Here is a 16,439-nt window from a genome sequence, read left to right as displayed (position 1 = left end):
GCGCCCCCCCCCCGCGCCTCCCCCCCCCGCCCGCCCCCCCCCCCCCGGCGGCCGGTGCCCCCCCGCGCGCCGGCGCCCCCCCCCCCCCCCCCCCGGCCCCGGACGCCGCTCCCTTACGTGCCGCGGGCGGCGGGGTCTAGGCTGGCGACCGCAACACGACCGCGGGAGTCCGGGCGCACCGGGCTGAGAGGGAGGCTGGACGGCCTCCGACCGTACGAACCTGATCCGGGTCATGCCGGCGAAGGGAGGGGCTGGACGCCCATGCGCAGTGCCGGAGAGAGTTCCGACGTCCTGGTCGTCGGGGGCGGCCTGATCGGCCTGGTCACCGCCTGGCGGTCGGCCCAGCGCGGCCTGAGCACCACGCTGGCCGATCCCGAACCGGGCGGCGGGGCCGCCCGGGTGGCGGCCGGGATGCTCGCCGCCGTCACCGAGCTCCACCACGGCGAGCAGACCCTGCTGGCCCTCAACCTGGCCTCGGCACGGCGCTATCCGGCGTTCGTGGCGGAGCTGGAGGAGGCGAGCGGCCGGACGACCGGCTTCCGCACCTGCGGGACCCTGTCCGTCGCGCTGGACTCCGACGACCGTGCGCAGCTGCGGGAGCTGCACGCGCTGCAACGGCGTTCGGGGCTTGACTCGGAGTGGCTGAGCGGCCGGGAGTGCCGGCGGCTGGAGCCGATGCTCGCGCCGGGTGTGCGCGGCGGGCTGCGGGTCGACGGCGACCACCAGGTGGATCCGAGACGGCTGGCCCCGGCGCTGGTCACCGCGTGCGAACGGGCCGGGGTGCGCTTCCGCCGTGCCCGGGTGCAGCGGCTCCGCGTCGCGGGCGGCCGGGCCGCCGGAGCGGTCCTGGCCGACGGGACGGAGCTCCCGGCCGGGCAGGTGGTGCTCGCCGGCGGCAGCCTCAGCGGCCGTCTGGAGGGGCTGCCCGAGGCCGTCGTGCCGCCGGTGCGCCCGGTCAAGGGCCAGGTGCTGCGGCTCACCGTGCCGTCCGCGTACGCCCCCTTCCTCAGCCGGACCGTGCGGGCGGTGGTGCGCGGCAGCCAGGTCTACCTGGTCCCGCGGGTGGACGGCGAGCTGGTGGTCGGTGCGACCACCGAGGAGCTCGGCTGGGACACCACGGTCACCGCGGGCGGCGTCTACGAGCTGCTGCGCGACGCCCACGCGCTGGTGCCGGGCATCACCGAGCTGCCGCTGACCGAGACCCGGGCGGGCCTGCGGCCGGCCTCGCCGGACAACGCGCCGCTGCTGGGCCCCACCGCGCTGCCGGGCCTGCACCTCGCCACCGGGCACCACCGCAACGGGGTGCTGCTGACCCCCGTCACCGGCGACGTGATGGCCCACGTGCTCACCACCGGCGAGCTGCCCGAGGCGGGCCGCCCCTTCGCACCGCAGCGCTTCGCCCCCGCCCCCTCGGGGAACGGGCGGCGCCCCTCCCCCGCAGACACCGCCCCCGCGACGCAGGAGCAGCCCGCATGACCCAGCCCGTGCCCGCCCGTGCCACCACGGACGCCCCCGGGACCGCGCCCGCGCCGGTCCCCGCCCCCGCCGCCGTCTCCGTCTCCGTGAACGGCGCGCTCCGCACCCTCCCCGCCGGCACCGCGCTGGACGCCCTCGTCGCCCGGCTGACCGGGGCTCCCTCCGGGGTCGCCGCCGCGGTGAACGAGGCGGTCGTACCCCGTTCGCTCTGGTCCGCGACGACGCTCTCCGACGGCGACCGCGTCGAGGTCCTCACCGCAGTCCAGGGAGGCTGACCGTGTCCGACGACCTCTTCGCCCTCGGGCCCGCCGTGTTCGCGTCCCGGCTGATCATGGGGACGGGCGGGGCACCCAGCCTCGACGTGCTGGAGCGCTCCCTGATCGCCTCGGGCACCGAGCTGACCACCGTGGCGATGCGCCGGCTCGATCCGACCGTCCAGGGTTCGGTGCTCTCCGTCCTGGAACGGCTGTCCGTCCAGGTCCTGCCGAACACCGCGGGCTGTTTCACCGCGGGCGAGGCCGTGCTGACGGCCAGGCTGGCCAGGGAGGCACTGGGCACCGACTGGATCAAGCTGGAGGTCGTGGCCGACGAGCGGACCCTGCTGCCCGACCCGGTCGAGCTGCTGGACGCCGCCGAGGTCCTCGTCGACGACGGCTTCACGGTCCTGCCGTACACCAACGACGATCCGGTCCTGGCCCGCAGGCTCCAGGAGGTGGGGTGCGCGGCGGTCATGCCGCTGGGCTCCCCCATCGGTTCGGGGCTCGGCATCCGCAACCCGCACAACTTCCAGCTCATCGTCGAGCAGGCCACCGTCCCGGTGATCCTGGACGCCGGCGCCGGGACCGCGTCGGACGCCGCGCTGGCGATGGAGCTGGGCTGCGCCGCCGTGATGCTCGCCTCGGCGGTGACCCGGGCGCAGGAGCCGGAGCTGATGGCGGCGGCGATGCGGCACGCGGTGGACGGCGGACGGCTGGCCTACCGGGCGGGGCGCATCCCGCGCCGCCATTTCGCCGAGGCGTCCTCGCCGGCGGAGGGGCGCGCGGTGCTGGATCCGGAGCGCCCCGCCTTCTGAGGGCGGGTGGCGGGACGGCCCGCTGGTCACAGCATGTGCATACCCCTGTCACGGCTCGGCACCGGACGGCCCCGGGACCGTCCGGTGTGTCCGTGGCAGCTCGTAGACTCGCCCCGTGGACACGACCCTCCAGGACCCCCTCGTCGGGCAGCTGCTCGACGGCCGCTACCGCATCGAAGCGCGTATCGCCGTCGGCGGTATGGCCACGGTGTACCGGGCCGTGGACACCCGGCTCGACCGGGTGCTCGCCCTCAAGGTGATGCACCCGGCGCTGGCCACCGACGCGGCGTTCGTCGAACGCTTCATCCGCGAGGCCAAGTCCGTCGCCCGGCTGGCCCACCCGAACGTGGTCGGCGTGTTCGACCAGGGCGCCCAGGGCGCCTATGTGTACCTGGCGATGGAGTACGTCGCCGGGTGCACGCTGCGCGACGTCCTGCGCGAGCGCGGGGCGCTCCAGCCGCGGGCCGCGCTGGACATCCTGGAGCCGGTGCTGGCCGCCCTCGGCGCCGCGCACCGCGCCGGCTTCGTCCACCGGGACATGAAGCCGGAGAACGTCCTGATAGGGGACGACGGGCGGGTCAAGGTCGCCGACTTCGGTCTCGTGCGCGCCGTGGGGACGGCCACGGACACCACCGGTTCGCTGCTGGGCACGGTCTCCTATCTGGCCCCCGAGCAGATCGAGCAGGGCACGGCCGACACCCGTTCCGACGTGTACGCGTGCGGTGTCGTCCTGTACGAGATGCTGACCGGCGGCAAGCCGCACGGCGGGGACACCGCCGCCCAGGTCCTCTACCGGCACCTGAACGAGGACGTCCCGGCGCCGTCCGGTGCCGTCCCGGGCCTCGCGGCCGGGCTGGACGGGCTGGTGGCCGCCGCCACCGCGCGGAACCCCGACGTCCGTCCGGCCGACGCGGTGGCCCTGCTCGCCGAGTCCCGTGCGATACGCGCGGCCCTCACCGAGGAGCAGCTGGACGCTCGGCCCCCGCAGGCCCTCGCGGAGACGCACGACGCCGCCGAGGACCGCACGAGCGTGATACCCCGGGTCATCCCGGCCGGCCAGGGCACCGCGCACCACACCAGCAGGCTGGAGAGGCCCGTGGCGGCCCTGCCGGAGCCGGGGCTCGGGCGGCGCCGGCCCTTCACCGGCCGGGGCCGGCGCGGGCTGATCGCCGTCGTCGTCGCCGTCCTGCTGGCGCTCGGCACGGGGGCGGGCGTCTGGTACATCAACTCCGGTCAGTTCACCCGGGTCCCCTCCCTCCTGGGCAAGACCCAGAGCGCGGCCGAGGAGCGGCTCGCGGAGGAGGGCCTCGATCTGAAGGGCGTGGACCGCGCCTACAGCGACACGGTGCGGCGCGGCACGGTGATCAGCAGCGATCCCGGCTCCGGGGAGCGGATCCGGGGCAACGACGCGGTGCGGCTGGTGATCTCGCGCGGCCCGGAGATCGTCGAGGTCCCCGACGTCGAGGGCCTGTCGCTCGCCGAGGCCCGGCGCACGCTTCAGGAGTCGGGGTTCGAGCCCGGCATGGTGACGCGGGAGTTCAGCGAGGAGACCGACCGGGACGCGGTGATCCGCACGGACCCGCGGGCCGGCACGGAACGGCGCCCGGACTCCGCGGTGGCCCTGGTCCTCAGCAAGGGCGGCCCGGTCGACGTGCCCGAGGTCACCGGGCTCCCCGTCGACGAGGCGACGGCCGCGCTGGAGGAGGCGGGCCTGAAGGCGAAGGTGCTGACCGGGCAGGTCGAGTCCGCGCAGGCCCGGGGGGAGATCGCCCGGCAGTCGCCCGGCGGCGGCGCGGAGGCCGCCGAGGGCGACACCGTGGAGCTGACGGTGTCCAAGGGCCCGCGCATGCTCCAGGTCCCCGACGTCACGGGCAAGGACGTCGACGAGGCCCGCAGCACACTGGAGGAGGCGGGGTTCGAGGTCAAGGTCGACCGGCCGTTCCTCTCCTTCAGCGACACGGTCGGCAGCCAGTCGGTCGCGGGCGGCGGGAAGGCCGCCGAGGGATCCACGATCACCATCAGGACCAAGGCCCTGTAGACCCAGCGAGGACCGGCAGCACATGCGCAACCCGATAGGCGGCCACGTACCGGTGGCCGGAGGACTCGCCAAGGTCGGCCTCGGCTACGCACAGGAGCTGGCCGCGGAGGCCGTCCAGGTCTTCGTCGCCAACCCGCGCGGCTGGGCGACACCGGCCGGGAACCCGGCGCAGGACGAGCTGTTCCGCGCCGGGTGCGCGGCGCGCTCCGTCCCGGCGTACGTCCACGCCCCGTATCTGATCAACTTCGGCTCGCACACCGGGGCCACCGTCGAGCGGTCCGTCGTGTCGCTGCGCCACTCGCTGCGCCGGGCCAGACAGATCGGCGCCCTGGGGGTGGTGGTGCACACCGGCTCGGCCACCGGGGGACGGCCGCGCGCGGAGGCCCTGGCCCAGGTGCGGACCCATCTGCTCCCGCTGCTGGACGAGCTGACCCATGACGACGATCCGTTCCTGCTGCTGGAGTCGACCGCCGGGCAGGGCTCCTCGCTGTGCTCGCGGACCTGGGACTTCGGCCCGTACTTCGAGGCGCTGGACGCCCATCCGCGGCTGGGAGTCTGCCTGGACACCTGCCACATCTACGCGGCGGGGCACGACCTGACCGGTCCCGCGGGGATGCGGCAGACCCTGGACCTGCTCGCGGAGACGGTGGGCGAGGGCCGGCTGAAGCTGATCCACGCCAACGACTCCAAGGACGTGGTGGGCGCGCACAAGGACCGGCACGAGAACATCGGCGCGGGCCGGATCGGCGCCGAGCCGTTCCGCGAGCTGTTCCGGCACCCCGCGACCGAGGGTGTGCCGCTGGTCATCGAGACGCCCGGCGGCAAGGAGGGCCATACGGCGGACGTGGCACGGCTGAAGGAGCTCAGGGGCGGCGCGGCCGCCCGGTGAGGCCGCCTCCGGGCGCTCAGAGTTCGGGGCCGTCCCCGAGCTGTTCCTGGTAGGAGTAGCGCTGCTCGCTCCACGGGTCACCGATGTTGTGGTAGCCCCGCTCCTCCCAGAACCCGCGGCGGTCGGCCGTCATGTACTCGATGCCCCGGACCCATTTGGGCCCCTTCCAGGCGTACAGGTGCGGCACCACCAGGCGCAGCGGGAATCCGTGTTCCGCGGTGAGGAGTTCGCCGTCCTTGTGGGTGGCGAACAGCGTCCGGTCCGACGCGAAGTCGGCGATCCGGAGATTCGAGCTGAATCCGTATTCGGCCCAGACCATCACGTGGGTCACCTGCGGACCGGGGGGTGCGAGTGCCAGTACCTCGCGGGCGCGGATTCCGCCCCATTCGGCTCCGAGCATGCTGAATTTCGTCACGCAGTGGAGGTCGGCGACGACGGAGGAGAAGGGGAGTTCCGTGAATTCCCGGTGATTCCAGCAGTGCTTGTCGCCGTCCGCCGTGGCCCCGAAGACGCGGAACTCCCAGCGGTCCGGTTTGAACTTGGGGACCGGCCCGTAATGGGTGACCGGCCAGCCACGCTGCAGGCGCTGCCCCGGTGGAAGCCCGGCCTGCTCTGCTGTGCCGCTTTCCCGGCTCTCCGGCTGACCCATGCCTCCATGGTGACAGACAGGCAGGGGTGGTCATGACCAGGGGAGAGTCGATTCGGGCAACTCATACTAAGCATGCACTTACTGGACGGCCGGATGGCGCGGTGCGAGGATGCGCCGGAAACGTGCCCAGTCCACCGGTTGGAAGGAGCCTCTGCGATGCAGGGCGACCCCGAGGTCCTCGAGTTCCTCAACGAACAGCTGACGGCCGAATTGACGGCCATCAATCAGTACTTCCTGCACGCGAAGATGCAGGAGAACTTCGGCTGGACGAAGCTCGCCAAGTACACCCGGTCGGAATCGTTCGACGAGATGAAGCACGCGGAGATCCTCACCGACCGGATCCTGTTCCTGGACGGCCTGCCCAACTACCAGCGGCTCTTCCACGTCCGGGTGGGCCAGACGGTCACCGAGATGTTCCAGGCCGACCGCCAGGTCGAGGTGGAGGCGATCGACCGCCTCAGGCGGGGCATCGACGTGATGCGCGGCAAGGGCGACGTCACCTCCGCGAACATCTTCGAGTCGATCCTGGAGGACGAGGAGCACCACATCGACTACCTCGACACCCAGCTGGAGCTGGTCGAGAAGCTCGGCGAGGCGCTGTACATCGCGCAGTTGATCGAGCAGCCGGAGAGCTGATCGGCGGGACCCGTGGGCGCACGGCCGCGGGCGGGCCGCTCAGGCGGCGTCGGAGAACCTGACGTCCGGCGCGGCGCCGAGGGCGGCGGGCACACCGGCCGGTGCCGTGGGCCCCTCGGCGAGATCGGGGCGCGGGTACGCGCCGCGGCCGAGCAGGGCCTGGATCCTGCGGACGCAGCCGCCGCAGTCGGTGCCCGCCCGGCAGGCGGAGGCGATCTGCCGGGGCGTGCACGCCCCGCTGTCCGCATGCCGCTTGACCTGGTCCTCCGTGATGCCGAAGCAGGAGCATACGTACACGCGGTTCACCTCCCGACGGGTCGATCGCTGCGCCGTCCCGATTTCCCGGTGAGGCTAACCTAACCTTACCTGTGCGCCGGTGGCGGCAAAAGCCCCGGTACGCCGGTGGGGCACGGATCACATCGATCCGTGCCCCACCGGTGCCGTCCGGGGTGGTCCCTACTGGTCGCGGTACATCTCGGCGACCAGGAAGGCCAGGTCCAGGGACTGGCTGCGGTTGAGCCGCGGGTCGCAGGCCGTCTCGTAGCGCTGGTGCAGGTCGTCCACGAAGATCTCGTGGCCGCCGCCGACGCACTCGGTGACGTCGTCGCCGGTCAGCTCGACGTGGATGCCGCCGGGGTGGGTGCCGAGCTCCTTGTGCACCTCGAAGAAGCCCTTGACCTCGTCCAGCACGTCGTCGAAGCGGCGCGTCTTGTGGCCGGACGCGGCTTCGAAGGTGTTGCCGTGCATGGGGTCGGTCACCCAGACCACCGCGGCACCGGAGGCCGTGACCTTCTCGACCAGCTCGGGGAGCTTGTCGCGGACCTTGTCGGCGCCCATGCGGACGATGAAGGTCAGCCGGCCCGGCTCGCGCTCGGGGTCGAGGCGGTCGACGTAGCCCAGCGCCTCGTCGACGGTCGTCGTCGGGCCGAGCTTGATCCCGATGGGGTTGCGGATCTTCGCGGCGAACTCGATGTGCGCGCCGTCCATCTGGCGGGTGCGCTCGCCGACCCAGACCATGTGGCCCGAGGTGTCGTACAGCCGGCCGGTCCGCGAGTCGGTGCGGGTCAGCGACGACTCGTAGTCGAGCAGCAGCGCCTCGTGCGAGGCGTAGAACTCGACCGCCTTGAACTCCGCGGGGTCCGTGCCGCACGCCTTCATGAAGTTCAGCGCGTTGTCGATCTCGCGGGCCAGGGCCTCGTAACGCTGCCCGGACGGCGAGGACTTCACGAAGTCCTGGTTCCAGGCGTGCACCTGGCGCAGGTCGGCGTACCCGCCGGTGGTGAAGGCGCGCACGAGGTTCAGCGTGGAGGCGGACGCGTGGTACATCCGCTTCAGCCGCTCGGGGTCCGGGATGCGGGCGGCCTCGGTGAACTCGAAGCCGTTGACGGAGTCGCCGCGGTACGTCGGCAGCGTCACGCCGTCGCGGGTCTCGGTCGGCTTGGAGCGCGGCTTGGAGTACTGCCCGGCGATGCGGCCGATCTTGACGACGGGCACGGAGGCCGCGTAGGTCAGGACGGCGCTCATCTGGAGCAGCGTCTTCAGCTTGGCCCGGATGTGGTCGGCGGACACGGCGTCGAAGGCCTCGGCGCAGTCACCGCCCTGCAGCAGGAACGCCTCGCCCTTGGCGACGGCTCCCAGGCGGGCGCGCAGCTGGTCGCACTCGCCGGCGAAGACGAGCGGAGGATACGACTCGAGGTCCGCGAGTACGTCGCGCAGAGCCTCGGCATCGGGGTACTCGGGCTGCTGCGCCGCGGGAAGGTCTCGCCAGGTGTGGCCACCGGCGACGGAGGTATTGGCGTTCACGGTCACCTTCCCCACATTACGGGGTCCGCGCGTGCGCCCCGTCCGCCCGCTCACCACATGAGACGCGCACTCTCCCGTCCGTCTCCTTCCGCTAGGGTGAGCGACATGTTCGCGCCGTCGATCCAGAACTGGTGGTGGACCGCTCATCCGGCGGCCCGCTGACACATCGCGCTGACATACTCCGCGAAGGCCGCCCGAGGGGCGGCCTTCTCCGCGTTCCGGCGCCGGGAGCCGTTCCTCCGTCAGGAAGAGGAACGCCCGTGCCCGAGACCGCGCCACCCACGCCTCCCACGTCCGTACACCCCGTGCCGGCATCCACGCACCCGGCCGCGCCCGGGCGTGCCGAGGACGTCGCGTCGGTCCTGTCCGCCCTGCTCCGCGACGACGCCCCGCCCTTCGCGCTGCTGCGCAGGCGCACGCCCGGCCGGGACCACGACACCGTCGAGGTCCTGACAGGGGAGGTGCGGGAGGTGGACCGGCTCGCCGGCATCCCGGTGGGCGAGCTGCCCTCGCTGGCCCTGGTGCCCTTCCGGCAGATCGCCGAGCGCGGCTTCGACGTGCGGGACGACGGGACCCCGCTCGCCGTGCTGGTCGCCGCCGAGGTGCACGAGCTGCCGCTGGACGAGGTGCTCGCGCACCTGCCCGGCCACGACGTGCGGGTGGAGGACGGGGCCTTCGACGTCCCCGACGAGGCGTACGCGGATGTCGTGCGCCGGGTCGTCGAGGACGAGATCGGGCAGGGCGAGGGCGCCAACTTCGTGATCCGGCGGACCTTCCGCGGCGAGATCCCCGGGTTCGGCCGGGCGGACGCGCTGGCGCTGTTCCGGCGGCTGCTGGCCGGCGAGCGCGGCGCCTACTGGACGTTCGTCGTGCACACCGGGGACGCCCCGGAGCCCGGACGGCCGGGGACCGGCGGCCGCACCCTGGTCGGTGCCAGCCCCGAGGTCCATGTGCGGATGTCCGGCGGGACCGTGGTGATGAACCCGATCAGCGGGACCTACCGCTACCCGCCCGGGGGGCCCACCGCGGAGGGCCTGCTGGCCTTCCTGGGCGACCGCAAGGAGACCGAGGAGCTCTCCATGGTGGTCGACGAGGAGCTCAAGATGATGTGCACCGTCGGCGACATGGGCGGGGTGGTCGTGGGGCCGCGGCTGAAGGAGATGGCCCACCTCGCGCACACGGAGTACGAGCTGCGCGGGCGGTCCTCGCTGGACGTGCGGGAGGTGCTGCGGGAGACCATGTTCGCGGCGACGGTCACCGGCTCCCCCGTCCAGAACGCCTGCCGGGTGATCGAACGGTACGAGCCGGACGGCCGCGGCTACTACGCGGGGGCGCTGGCGCTGGTGTCCCGGGAGCCCGGCGGGGCGCAGACGCTGGACTCGCCGATCCTGATCCGTACCGCCGACATCTCGGCGGAGGGGCGGCTGCGGGTCCCGGTGGGGGCCACCCTCGTGCGCCACTCCGATCCGGCGGGCGAGGTCGCCGAGACCCACGCCAAGGCGGCCGGGGTGCTCGCGGCGCTGGGGGTGCGGCCGGGCCGGCCCGGCCCGGAGGCGGTGCGCCCGCCGCTGGCCTCGGACCCGCGGGTGCGGGCGGCCCTGGACGACCGGCGGGGCGGGCTGGCCCCGTTCTGGCTGCGGATGCAGGAGCGCACCCGGGAGCTGTCCGGCCGTGCGCTGGTGGTGGACGGCGAGGACACCTTCACCGCGATGCTGGCGCATCTGCTGCGCGCCTCGGGCCTCGACGTGTCGGTGCGGCGGTACGACGAGCCGGGGCTGCGTGCGGCGGTGCGGGCCCACGAGGGCCCGGTGGTCCTGGGGCCCGGGCCGGGGAATCCGGCGGACACGGCCGATCCGCGGATGCGGCTGCTGCGGGAGCTGACCGCGCACCTGCTGCGGGAGCACCGGCACGGGCTGCTCGGCGTCTGCCTCGGCCATGAGCTGATCGCGGCCGGGCTGGGCCTGGAGATCGCACGGAAGGCGGTGCCGTACCAGGGGGCGCAGACCCGGATCGAGCTGTTCGGCAGGCCGGAGACGGTGGGCTTCTACAACAGCTTCACCGCGCTCTGCGACGACGCGGCGGCCGCGGAGCTGGACGCGCACGGCATCGGGACGAGCCGGGACGCGGTGACCGGCGAGCTGCACGCGTTGCGGGGCCGCGGCTTCGCCTCGGTGCAGTTCCATCCGGAATCGGTGCTGACGCTCCGGGGCGCCGCGATCGTGACCGGCCTGCTGGCGGCGCTGCCGGTGCCGCGCTGAGACCGGAGCCCGGGGCCGCCGGGCCGGGGCGTGCGCCCCGGCCCGGCGGAAGCGGAGGCCGGCGACGTGCGGCAGCGGGGCCGGCCGGGGCGGGAGCGGCGCCGGCCGGCGGCGGTGCTCAGCGCGGCGGGGGTGGGAGCGGCGGCGGCCGTGCTCAGCGCGGGGGCGCCGGGACCAGGAAGTTCTCGCTGCGGCGGCCCGCGAGGTGGTCGGTGACGTTCCGCACGGTGGCGTCGATGATCTGCTCCACGGCCTCGCGCGTGTAGTACGCCTGGTGCGAGGTGATGATGACGTGGGGGAAGGTGACGAGCCGGGCGAGGGTGTCGTCGTCGATGCCCTCCACCGACCTGTCGACGTAGAAGAGCCCCGCCTCCGCCTCGTAGACGTCGAGTCCGACCCCGGTGAAGCGGCCGGCCCGCAGTTCCCCGACGAGCGCGCGGGTGTCGATGAGGCCGCCCCGGCTGGAGTTGACCAGGAGGGCGTCGTCCTTCATCGCGGACAGGGCCCGTGCGTCGATGAGGTGCTGGGTGGCCGGGAGCAGCGGCACGTGCAGGCTGATCAGATCGGCCTCCGCGAAGAGCCGCTCCTTGTCCACGTAGGTCATGCCGAGCGCGGTGCAGGCGGGGTTCTCGACGACGTCCCAGCCGAGCAGCTCCATGCCGAAGCCGTGGGCGATCCGGGCGAACGCCTCGCCGATCTTCCCGGTGCCGAGCACTCCGGCCGTGCGGCCGTGCATGTCGCGGCCGAGGAGCCCGTCGAGCCGGAAGTCGAAGTCCCGGGTGCGGCTCACCGCCCGGACGATCCGGCGGTTGACGGCCATGGCCAGGGCCCAGGCGAACTCGGCGACCGAGTACGGCGAGTAGGACGAGACCCGGGCGACGTGCAGGCCGAGCCGTTCGGCGACGTCGAGGTCGATGTTGTTGAAGCCGGTGGAGCGCTGGGCGATCAGCTGCGTGCCGCCGGCGGCGAGGGTCTGCAGCACGCCGCTGCCGAGGTCGGCGTTGACGCTGGTGGAGATGATCTCGTGGCCCGCGGCGATCGGGGCGGTGTCCTCGGTGAGGAAGACGTCCAGGCAGCGGACGTCGTGCAGGCCGGCGAAGGCCTTCTCGATCAGCGGCTTCTCGTCGGACTGCACACCGAAGGCCAGGATCTCCACGACGTCTCCCGGGTGAGGGGGCGGGGCCGGTCCTCGCGAATATACGGCCCGCGCCCCCGGGGCGCCGTTCGGCGGGTGCCGCCCCCGCGGGCCCGCCGGAGCGGCGGGGCGGCACCGCGGGTCAGACGTCGTCGAGCCCGGCCTCGATGGCGTAGCGCACCAGCTCCACCCGGTTGTGCAGCTGGAGCTTGCCCAGGGTGTTCTGGACGTGGTTCTGCACGGTGCGGTGGGAGATGACCAGCCGCTCGGCGATCTGCTTGTACGAGAGTCCCTTGGCGACCAGCCGCAGGACCTCCGTCTCGCGGTCGGTGAGCTGCGGGGCCTTCGGCCGGTCGGGGGCCGCGGGGGCCGGGTCGGAGGCGAGCCTGCGGTACTCGCCGAGGACGAGCCCGGCGAGGCCCGGTGTGAAGACCGGGTCGCCCGCGGCGGTGGCCCGCACGGCGTCGGTCAGTTCCCGGGTGCTGGCCGACTTGAGCAGATAGCCGGTGGCGCCGGACTTCACGGCCTCCAGGACGTCGGCGTGCTCACCGCTGGCGGAGAGCACCAGGACGCGCAGTCCGGGGTGGGCACCGACGAGCTCCTTGCAGACCTGGGCGCCGGGCATCCCCGGCAGGTTCAGGTCGAGCACCAGGACGTCGGGCACGGCCGCGTGGGCGCGGCGGACGGCGCCCGGGCCGTCCCCGGCGGTCGCGACCACCTCGAAACCGGACTCGGTGAGGTCGCGGGCGACCGCGTCGCGCCACATCGGGTGGTCGTCGACGACCATGACCTTGATGGCCCGCTCCTCGGACGCCTGTGGGTTCGGTGTACTCATCGGACCGGTCCTGCCTTCCCCCGTGAAACCTTCGGAACCTTCAACTCGACCTCCGTGCCCTGACCGGGTACCGAGATCAGCTCTGCCGTGCCGCCCAGGTCGCGCAGCCGCCCGCGGATCGACAGGGCGACGCCGAGCCGGCCCTCCCCCTCCGCCTGGTCCAGCCGGCCCTCCGGGATGCCCGGGCCGTCGTCCCGGACCGTGACGATCACCTCGTCCGGCTCGTCCTCGACCAGGATCCACGCCCGGGCCTCCGGGCCCGCGTGGGCCCGGACGTTGTCCAGTGCGGCGCTCACCGCGGCGGCGAGCTCGCGGGCCTCCTCCGCCGCGAGCAGCACCGGGGCGCCGGGCTCCGCGAAGCTGACCCGGGAGCCCGCGTACGGAGCGAGCAGGGCGCGCAGGTCGGCTTCGGCGCTCCCGGCCGCCCCGGCGTCCACCGGGTGGCCGGGCGCCTCCCGCGCGCCGTCCCCGGGGACCCGGGCCGTGGGCACCAGGCCGCTGGAGACCAGGGTCCGCAGCGCGACCTCCTGCTCGCCGGCCATCCGGCCGAGTTCGGCGGCCTCGCCGCCCAGGGCCGTGCCGCGCCGCTGGACCATGGCGAGGACCTGGAGGACGCTGTCGTGGATGTCGCGGGCGAGCCGCTCCCGCTCCCGGGTCGCGGCCTCGATCTCCAGGGCGCGGGCCAGGGTGCGTTCACTGGCGCGGGCCACCTCGACGACGTAGCCGATGGCGATGGAGGCGACCCAGACCAGCACCACGTTGTGGAAGGTGTCCCGGCTGGGCTCGCCGCGCTCGACGATGTTGGCGGCGGCGACGAGGGTGGAGGCGAAGGCCGCCCAGCGCCAGCCGCCCTTGAGCGCGAAGGCGAGGACCGAGCCCGCGGTCCAGATCGAGGGGAGCGTCGGGCCGTCCATGTGCCGGGCGTCGAAGTCGGCGAGCGGGGTGAGCAGGATCCCGGTCATGGCGACCGTGAGGTCCAGGCCGAGGAACCGCTTGGTGCAGCTCGCGGCGCCGGCCACCCGGGGCAGCGTGAGCAGCGTCCAGACGGCGAGGAACGCCAGGAAGACCAGGGCCACCCAGGGCCGCTCGTACGTCCCCCGGCCGAAGCCGGCGAGCAGCACCGCGTATCCCAGGGTCAGCACGCGGTACGCGGTCAGCGCCCGCCACAGCGGCTGCTCCACCGACATCCGTACGACCCGTTCCCGCCCGGACATGCCCTCGTCCCCTCCCCCGGTCCTCTCCCCCTGCCCGTGCCGCCCGCCGCGGCGGTGCCTCAGGCGTCGGGCGGCTCCGTGCCCTTCTTCTTCGCGTCCTCGGCGATCTGCCGCTTGGCGGCCGTCGCGTAGATGTCCACGTACTCCTGGCCGGAGAGCTTCATGATCTCGTACATGACCTCGTCGGTCACCGAGCGCAGGATGAAGCGGTCGCCGTCCATGCCCTGGTAGCGGCTGAAGTCCAGCGGTTCACCGATCCGGATCCCGGGCCGCATGAGCCGGGGCACCACCTGGCCGGGGGGCTGGATCTTCTCCGTGTCGATCATCGCCACGGGGACGACCGGCGCACCCGTGGCGAGCGCCACCCGGGCGAGGCCGCCGGGCTTGCCCCGGTAGAGGCGCCCGTCGGGCGACCGGGTGCCCTCCGGGTAGATGCCGAAGAGCCCGCCGCTCTCGATCACCTGGATGCCGGCCCTGATGGCGGCCTCGCCGGCCCCCCGGCCGCCGGAGCGGTCCACCGGGAGCTGGCCGACGCCCTTGAAGAACGCGGCGGTGAGCTTGCCCTTCACCCCGGGCGCGGTGAAGTACTCCGCCTTGGCGATGAAGGTCACCTTGCGGTCGAGGACGGCCGGCAGGAAGAAGGAGTCGGAGAAGGACAGGTGGTTGCTCGCCAGGATCGCCGGCCCGTGTGCGGGGATGTTCTCCAGGCCCTCCACCCAGGGCCTGAAGGCCAGCTTGAGGGAACCGCCGATCGAGAACTTCATTGCGCCGTAGATCAACTCTGGTGCCTCCTGTGTGCCGTCCGACCGACCTTAACCTGTGGGACCGCCGCCCCGTCCGCCCGATCGGGGGCGGATCCGCCGCGGGCGGCGGGCGCCCGGACCGTGACGGCCCTGGTCGGTGTCGGCCCGGTCGCGTACGGTGAAGTCATCCTTGTGCACACCTCCCGCACCCCGCCCCTCGATGAACAGGAGACCCCGGTGCAGGTCCTCCCTGGAGCCGAGCCGTTCCGCCACGAGGGCGGAGAGGTCGGCGTGCTCCTCTGTCACGGATTCACGGGCACTCCGCAGTCGCTGCGCCCCTGGGCCGACGGCCTGGCGGAGCGCGGACTGACCGTGTCCCTCCCGCTGCTGCCCGGACACGGCACGCGCTGGGAGGACATGGCCGTCACCGGCTGGCAGGACTGGTACGCCGAGGTGGACCGGGAGCTGCGGGCCCTGACGGCGCGCTGCGAGCGGGTCTTCGTCTTCGGGCTGTCCATGGGCGGGGCCCTGGCCCTGCGCCTGGCGGCCAGGCACGGCGACGCGATCGCCGGCCTGGTGCTGGTGAACCCGGCGAACAAGGTGCACGGCCTGTCGGCGTACGCCCTGCCGGTGGCCCGGCACGTGGTGCGCACGACGAAGGGCCTGACCAGCGACATCGCGCGGGAGGGCGTCGAGGAGGTCGGCTACGACCGGGTGCCGCTGCACGCCGCGCACTCGCTGCGGGCGTTCTTCCGGCTGGTCGACGCCGATCTGCCCCAGGTCACCCAGCCGGTCGTGCTGCTGCACAGTCCGCAGGACCACGTGGTGCCGCCGGCCGACTCGGCGCGGATCCTGAGCCGGATCTCGTCCCGGGACGTCGAGGAGATCCTGCTGGAACAGAGCTACCACGTGGCGACGTTGGACCACGACGCGGAGCGGATCTTCGACGAGAGCCACCGGTTCATCGGCCGCCTCGCACCCGATGCCGGCAAGAAGGGGAGAACGTCCGGTGGCTGAGCACGACGCGGAGCGCGCGGGCAGGGACGAGGAGCGCGAACCGCGCCCCACGGAGGGGACGGCCGTCCCCGAGGGCGCGGAGGGGGCACGGCCGCTCGACGAGGCCGCGGCCTGGGAGGCGATCGTCGCGGGGTACGGCGAGGAGCCGCCGGACCCGCCGGGGGCCAAGCCGTTCAAGTCGGTCGAGGACCTGGCGCTGCTGGAGGACGGCGAGCTCAACGTCGTGGACCCGTCCCAGGAGTCCGGTGCGGGCGACGAGGCGGACAAGGGCGTGAGCGGCAAGACGTCCGGCGCGCCGCCGGAGAAGAAGCCGCTCGGCGGTTCGGTCGTCTTCGCCCCCGGCGTCGCCGGCCCGCGCGACTACGGCCTGGCCGAGCCCGGCGACGGCGCCGGCGGTCCGGACGACAGCGAGGAGGGGCACTTCGTCCCTCCGGAGCCGCCGCCGCTGCCCGAGGCCGACGTGACGGCGAAGTTCGCGTGGCTGGCGGTCGTCGGCGGTCCGGTGCTGATGCTGCTCGCGGTGCTGATGCAGTGGGAGATGACGTGGTGGCTGACCACGCTCTCCGTCGGCGGCTTCCTCGGGGGCTTCGCCACCCTGGTGGCGCGTATGCCCGACGACGACGAGGAGGACGACGACCCGGGGCGCGGCGCGGTCGTCTGACGGCGGCGCTCCC

At 73.6% G+C, this 16,439-nt stretch carries 17 protein-coding genes and 1 riboswitch; of the genes, 10 read left to right on the top strand and 7 right to left on the bottom strand.

Annotated elements, in window-relative coordinates; genetic code table 11:
* The first annotated feature begins 151 nt into the window (after positions 1–151).
* A riboswitch (TPP riboswitch) is annotated at positions 152–265 on the top strand.
* The 5 genes from thiO to ABZ172_RS26090 all read left to right on the top strand — a co-directional run bounded on the left by thiO (position 262) and on the right by ABZ172_RS26090 (position 5,475).
* Positions 262–1,476 (top strand): glycine oxidase ThiO, encoded by a 1,215-nt coding sequence (gene thiO, locus ABZ172_RS26110; protein ID WP_356887054.1) that lies wholly within the window; start codon positions 262–264, stop codon positions 1,474–1,476. (Overlaps the previous riboswitch by 4 nt.)
* Complete coding sequence (thiS, locus tag ABZ172_RS26105) at positions 1,473–1,751, top strand: sulfur carrier protein ThiS (protein ID WP_356887052.1); 279 nt, start codon at positions 1,473–1,475, stop codon at positions 1,749–1,751. The genes thiO and thiS overlap by 4 nt, the downstream gene beginning before the upstream one ends.
* Positions 1,752–1,807: 56 nt before the next feature.
* A complete protein-coding gene (locus tag ABZ172_RS26100; protein WP_356887060.1) occupies positions 1,808–2,548 on the top strand; it encodes a thiazole synthase in 741 nt (246 codons plus the stop codon).
* 115 nt (positions 2,549–2,663) lie between these two features.
* Positions 2,664–4,586, top strand: a complete 1,923-nt coding sequence (gene pknB, locus ABZ172_RS26095) for a Stk1 family PASTA domain-containing Ser/Thr kinase (RefSeq protein ID WP_356887050.1) — start codon at positions 2,664–2,666, stop codon at positions 4,584–4,586.
* A gap of 22 nt (positions 4,587–4,608) precedes the next feature.
* Positions 4,609–5,475 carry a deoxyribonuclease IV gene (locus ABZ172_RS26090; protein ID WP_356887048.1) on the top strand — a complete coding sequence of 289 codons (867 nt, stop codon included), beginning with the start codon at positions 4,609–4,611 and terminating at the stop codon, positions 5,473–5,475.
* 16 nt (positions 5,476–5,491) lie between these two features.
* Here ABZ172_RS26090 and ABZ172_RS26085 read toward each other — a convergent pair whose 3' ends face one another.
* Entirely contained in the window at positions 5,492–6,124 is a 633-nt protein-coding gene (locus ABZ172_RS26085; RefSeq protein WP_356887046.1) for a sulfite oxidase-like oxidoreductase, read from the bottom strand.
* A 156-nt stretch (positions 6,125–6,280) separates the two neighbouring features.
* On the opposite strand from ABZ172_RS26085, the gene bfr reads away from it, so the two are divergent.
* Complete coding sequence (gene bfr, locus ABZ172_RS26080) at positions 6,281–6,760, top strand: bacterioferritin (RefSeq protein WP_356887044.1); 480 nt, start codon at positions 6,281–6,283, stop codon at positions 6,758–6,760.
* Between the two features lie 39 nt (positions 6,761–6,799).
* Here the strand turns inward: bfr and ABZ172_RS26075 are convergent, their stop codons facing one another.
* Together ABZ172_RS26075 and ABZ172_RS26070 are read right to left on the bottom strand one after the other, a co-directional pair.
* On the bottom strand, positions 6,800–7,066 hold the full coding sequence (locus tag ABZ172_RS26075) for a (2Fe-2S)-binding protein (RefSeq protein WP_356887042.1): 267 nt from the start codon (positions 7,064–7,066) through the stop codon (positions 6,800–6,802).
* Positions 7,067–7,216: 150 nt separating this feature from the next.
* Positions 7,217–8,563: a class II 3-deoxy-7-phosphoheptulonate synthase gene (locus tag ABZ172_RS26070; RefSeq protein WP_356887040.1), complete on the bottom strand. Its 1,347-nt coding sequence runs from the start codon at positions 8,561–8,563 to the stop codon at positions 7,217–7,219.
* Positions 8,564–8,620: 57 nt separating this feature from the next.
* Between ABZ172_RS26070 and ABZ172_RS26065 the strand changes: the two genes are divergently transcribed.
* Positions 8,621–8,725 (top strand): trp operon leader peptide, encoded by a 105-nt coding sequence (locus ABZ172_RS26065; RefSeq protein ID WP_356887038.1) that lies wholly within the window; start codon positions 8,621–8,623, stop codon positions 8,723–8,725.
* 200 nt (positions 8,726–8,925) lie between these two features.
* A complete protein-coding gene (locus ABZ172_RS26060) occupies positions 8,926–10,821 on the top strand; it encodes an anthranilate synthase family protein (protein WP_356887058.1) in 1,896 nt (631 codons plus the stop codon).
* A 154-nt stretch (positions 10,822–10,975) separates the two neighbouring features.
* Here the strand turns inward: ABZ172_RS26060 and ABZ172_RS26055 are convergent, their stop codons facing one another.
* From ABZ172_RS26055 to ABZ172_RS26040, 4 genes are all read right to left on the bottom strand, one after another.
* On the bottom strand, positions 10,976–11,977 hold the full coding sequence (locus ABZ172_RS26055; RefSeq protein ID WP_356887036.1) for a 2-hydroxyacid dehydrogenase: 1,002 nt from the start codon (positions 11,975–11,977) through the stop codon (positions 10,976–10,978).
* A gap of 121 nt (positions 11,978–12,098) precedes the next feature.
* Positions 12,099–12,791 (bottom strand): response regulator transcription factor, encoded by a 693-nt coding sequence (locus ABZ172_RS26050; RefSeq protein ID WP_356887034.1) that lies wholly within the window; start codon positions 12,789–12,791, stop codon positions 12,099–12,101.
* The gene (locus ABZ172_RS26045) at positions 12,788–14,005 is read right to left on the bottom strand and encodes a DUF5931 domain-containing protein (protein ID WP_356887030.1); all 1,218 of its coding nucleotides are present in this window, start codon (positions 14,003–14,005) and stop codon (positions 12,788–12,790) included. Before ABZ172_RS26045 ends, ABZ172_RS26050 begins: the two co-directional genes overlap by 4 nt.
* 59 nt (positions 14,006–14,064) lie before the next feature.
* Positions 14,065–14,784 carry a lysophospholipid acyltransferase family protein gene (locus ABZ172_RS26040; RefSeq protein WP_356887028.1) on the bottom strand — a complete coding sequence of 240 codons (720 nt, stop codon included), beginning with the start codon at positions 14,782–14,784 and terminating at the stop codon, positions 14,065–14,067.
* A gap of 201 nt (positions 14,785–14,985) precedes the next feature.
* On the opposite strand from ABZ172_RS26040, the gene ABZ172_RS26035 reads away from it, so the two are divergent.
* Positions 14,986–15,765, top strand: a complete 780-nt coding sequence (locus tag ABZ172_RS26035) for an alpha/beta fold hydrolase (RefSeq protein ID WP_356887026.1) — start codon at positions 14,986–14,988, stop codon at positions 15,763–15,765.
* Entirely contained in the window at positions 15,758–16,426 is a 669-nt protein-coding gene (locus tag ABZ172_RS26030) for a hypothetical protein (RefSeq protein WP_356887024.1), read from the top strand. The genes ABZ172_RS26035 and ABZ172_RS26030 overlap by 8 nt, the downstream gene beginning before the upstream one ends.
* The last annotated feature ends 13 nt before the right edge of the window (positions 16,427–16,439 follow it).

The sequence above is a fragment of the Streptomyces sp. NPDC006296 genome, from assembly GCF_040613235.1.
Lineage (GTDB): Bacteria > Actinomycetota > Actinomycetes > Streptomycetales > Streptomycetaceae > Streptomyces.
This window is presented reverse-complemented; position numbering and strand designations above follow the sequence as displayed.